This window comes from Kluyvera sp. (assembly GCF_965301105.1).
This window is the reverse complement of sequence record NZ_CBDKZX010000156.1, coordinates 1-3946: the sequence shown is the minus strand read 5'-3', so window position 1 is coordinate 3946 and position 3946 is coordinate 1. Positions and strand designations below refer to the sequence as shown.

Below are 3946 nucleotides of genomic sequence, written 5' to 3'. Positions count from 1 at the left end.
TGGTTTTCGTAGTGTATAAAATGTTGAAAAATTTGCAACTAAATCCCGGCAGGTCATACCACGATTTTACGCTATTTTGCGGGTTTTTGCCCTCATAACGCAAATGATTTTGCACTAATCATGCTCAGACATACGTAGATTGCCCGTTGTCTGAGCACTTTGTGCAAAACACGATCAGACCATGTACATCCCGCCGTTTACGTGCAACGTTTCACCAGTGATGTAACTTGCTTCGTCGGAGGCCAAAAATGCAACCGCACTGGCGATTTCATTTGGAGAGCCGAGGCGCCCCGCAGGAACTGCCGCCAGTGTACCCGCACGCTGCTCATCGGTCAGCGCACGCGTCATGTCCGTTTCAATAAAGCCCGGAGCAACAACGTTTACAGTAATGCCACGAGACGCAACTTCGCGCGCCAGTGATTTACTGAAGCCGATCAGACCTGCTTTCGCCGCAGCGTAGTTAGCCTGACCCGCATTTCCCATGGTACCAACCACAGAACCGATAGTGATGATACGCCCATGACGCTTTTTCATCATAGCGCGCATTACCGCTTTTGACAGACGGAAAACAGATGACAGGTTGGTTTCGATGATATCGTTCCACTCGTCATCTTTCATGCGCATTAACAGGTTATCACGAGTAATCCCGGCATTATTGACCAGAATGTCGACTTCGCCAAATTCCGCGCGGATATTTCCCAGAACAGATTCAATAGATGCCGGGTCGGTCACATTCAACATCAGACCTTTACCATTGGCACCCAGATAGTCGCTGATCGCCTGCGCGCCGCTTTCGCTGGTCGCAGTGCCGATAACTTTTGCGCCGCGAGCGACGAGAGTTTCAGCGATTGCGCGGCCAATACCGCGGCTTGCACCTGTTACCAGGGCAATTTTTCCTTCAAAGCTCATGCTTTCCTCTTTTATTGCGCAAGTGCCGCTGACAGGGCAGCCGGCTCATTGATGGCCGATGCAGTCAGGGTATCTACAATACGTTTGGTCAGGCCGGTGAGAACTTTACCCGGGCCAACTTCATACAGGTGCTCTACGCCCTGGGATGCCATAAACTCAACGGTTTTGGTCCACTGAACCGGGCTGTACAGCTGGCGAACCAGCGCGTCGCGAATCGCGTCGCCGTCGGTTTCGCACTTCACGTCGACGTTGTTCACTACCGGAACGGTCGGCGCGTTAAAGGTGATTTTCTGCAGCTCAACCGCCAGTTTCTCCGCAGCTGGCTTCATCAGCGCGCAGTGAGACGGCACGCTGACCGGCAGCGGTAGCGCACGCTTAGCGCCAGCGGCTTTACAGGCGGCACCTGCACGTTCAACCGCTTCTTTATGACCGGCGATAACCACCTGGCCCGGCGAGTTGAAGTTAACCGGAGAAACAACCTGCCCTTCAGCAGATTCTTCACACGCTTTAGCAATAGAAGCATCGTCGAGGCCGATGATCGCCGACATGCCGCCGGTGCCTTCCGGAACCGCTTCCTGCATGAATTTGCCACGCATCTCAACCAGACGTACCGCGTCAGCGAAAGCAATTACGCCCGCGCAAACCAGCGCGGAGTATTCGCCCAGGCTGTGACCGGCCATCAGCGCCGGTGCTTTACCGCCCTGCTGCTGCCATAAACGGTACAGCGCAACGGAAGCCGTCAGCAGCGCAGGCTGAGTCTGCCAGGTTTTGTTCAGCTCTTCAGCAGGACCCTGCTGAGTCAGCGCCCACAGATCATAGCCCAGGGCTGCGGAAGCTTCATGAAAAGTTTCTTCGATAACCGGGTAGGTCGCTGCCAGTTCAGACAGCATGCCTACCGCCTGTGAACCCTGCCCCGGGAACACGAAAGCGAATTGCGTCATGTTTTTTATCCTTATACTTAGAAACGAACCAGCGCAGAGCCCCAGGTGAAACCGCCGCCGAAGGCTTCCAGCAGCACCAGTTGACCGCGCTTAATACGGCCGTCGCGGACAGCTTCGTCAAACGCGCACGGCACGGAAGCGGCCGAGGTATTACCGTGACGGTCAAGGGTCACCACGACGTTGTCCATGGACATACCGAGCTTTTTCGCCGTCGCGCTGATAATACGTAAGTTCGCCTGGTGCGGCACCAGCCAATCCAGCTCAGAACGGTCGAGGTTGTTAGCTTCCAGCGTTTCATCAACGATGTGCGCCAGCTCGGTCACCGCGACTTTAAAGACTTCGTTACCGGCCATCGTCAGATGGATGGAGTTTTCCGGGTGGACGCGATCGGCGTTCGGCAGCGTCAGCAGCTTACCGTAGCTACCATCTGCATGCAGATGGGTAGAGATAATCCCCGGCTCTTCGGATGCGCCCAGCACGACGGCGCCCGCGCCATCACCGAAGATAATGATCGTGCCGCGATCGGTTGGATCGCAAGTACGCGCCAGCGTATCCGCACCGACAACCAGCGCGTATTTCACCGCGCCGGACTTCACGTACTGATCGGCCACGCTCAGCGCATAGGTAAAGCCTGCGCATGCCGCAGCGATATCAAATGCCGGCGCGCCTTTCACACCCAGCATGTCCTGAATCTGGCAGGCCGCGCTCGGGAACGCATGGGTAGCGGAAGTGGTCGCAACCACAATCAGCCCCAGTTCGCTTGCCTCGATGCCCGCCATATCCAGCGCGCGTTTGGCCGCTTCGTAACCCAGCGTAGACACGTTTTCATCAGGGCCAGCAATACGGCGCTCACGGATACCTGTACGGGTGACAATCCACTCGTCAGACGTATCAACCATTTTTTCCAGATCGGCGTTAGTCCGCACTTGCTCAGGCAGATAGCTGCCGGTACCAATAATCTTCGTATACATGTACGCTCAGTCACTTTTCGCTAATATAGCCGCCCAATTTGACTCACGGCGCTGCTGGCTTGATTACCTGCCAGATTCCGCTCTGTCAAACCCTGCGGGGTATACGGATTCCAGGCGAGCGGCAATTCGCTGAGGAACTTGTCGCTGCACCGCCTGCACTGCCTGTTCAATCGCGACCTCAAATGCTCGCTGATTGGCCGCACCATGACTCTTAATCACCGTGCCGCGCAATCCTAACAGACAGGCGCCATTATACTGGTCGGGGTTGAGGTGACTGAATCGCCTTGTCAGGCTTTTTTGTAACCAACGCTTTAATAAAATCAGCCACCACGACCGTTTTTTCCCCTCGCTCTGCGATTTCAGCAGCGAAAGGAACATACGCACTACCCCTTCCATCGTCTTTAAGGTGACGTTTCCTGTAAAGCCGTCGCAAACCAGAACGTCGGTTTTGCCCGTTAACAGCTCATTGGCTTCAAGATAGCCGATATAGTTCAGAGAAGAGATTGTTTTTAGCACTAATGAGGCGTCACGAATACTATCATGACCCTTAATCTCTTCTTCGCCGATGTTAAGCAAGGCCACGCGCGGGTTAGCAATCCCCAGCACTTCCTCCGCCATCACCGACCCCATGACGGCAAACTGCACCAGCATGGTACTGTCACAGTCGACGTTAGCGCCGAGATCCAGCACTACCGTCTTGCCCTTCTGCTGATGCGGTAACACCGTCACCAGCGCCGGGCGCTCAATTCCCTGAATGGGCTTGAGCAGCAATTTAGCAAGCCCCATCAGCGCGCCGGTATTTCCTGCACTGACACAGGCTTCAGCCCGCCCTTCTTTCACCATCTCCAGCGCCACACGCATTGAACTACCGCGGCTGTGGCGGATAGCATGCGATGGCCGCTCATCACTGGCAATAACCGACTGGGCAGGAATAATCTGCAAACGCGAACGTTGTTCGAAGTCAGCTCTGGCAAGTAATGGCGTAATGTCGTCGGGATTACCGACTAATAGAAGTGAGAGTTGCGGATTAGAACTCAGTGCCTGCAATGCTGCAGGCACCGTCACGGAAGGGCCAAAATCGCCCCCCATGACATCTAACGCCAGGGTTAGACGTGTCAAGGTATC

General features: G+C 55.1%; 4 protein-coding genes. All 4 read right to left on the bottom strand.

Translation table 11 applies throughout. From position 1 onward, the window contains the following. Nucleotides 1-174: 174 nt before the first annotated feature. Nucleotides 175-909, bottom strand: coding sequence for a 3-oxoacyl-ACP reductase FabG (fabG, locus tag ACW14G_RS22520; RefSeq protein ID WP_332594251.1), 735 nt, complete (start codon nt 907-909; stop codon nt 175-177). An 11-nt stretch (nt 910-920) separates the two neighbouring features. Next, on the bottom strand, nt 921-1850 hold the full coding sequence (gene fabD / locus ACW14G_RS22515) for an ACP S-malonyltransferase (RefSeq protein WP_163448098.1): 930 nt from the start codon (nt 1848-1850) through the stop codon (nt 921-923). A gap of 17 nt (nt 1851-1867) precedes the next feature. After that, entirely contained in the window at nt 1868-2821 is a 954-nt protein-coding gene (locus tag ACW14G_RS22510; protein ID WP_163448099.1) for a beta-ketoacyl-ACP synthase III, read from the bottom strand. A 63-nt stretch (nt 2822-2884) separates the two neighbouring features. Then, on the bottom strand, nt 2885-3940 hold the full coding sequence (gene plsX, locus ACW14G_RS22505) for a phosphate acyltransferase PlsX (protein WP_455648831.1): 1056 nt from the start codon (nt 3938-3940) through the stop codon (nt 2885-2887). Nucleotides 3941-3946 lie beyond the last annotated feature (6 nt).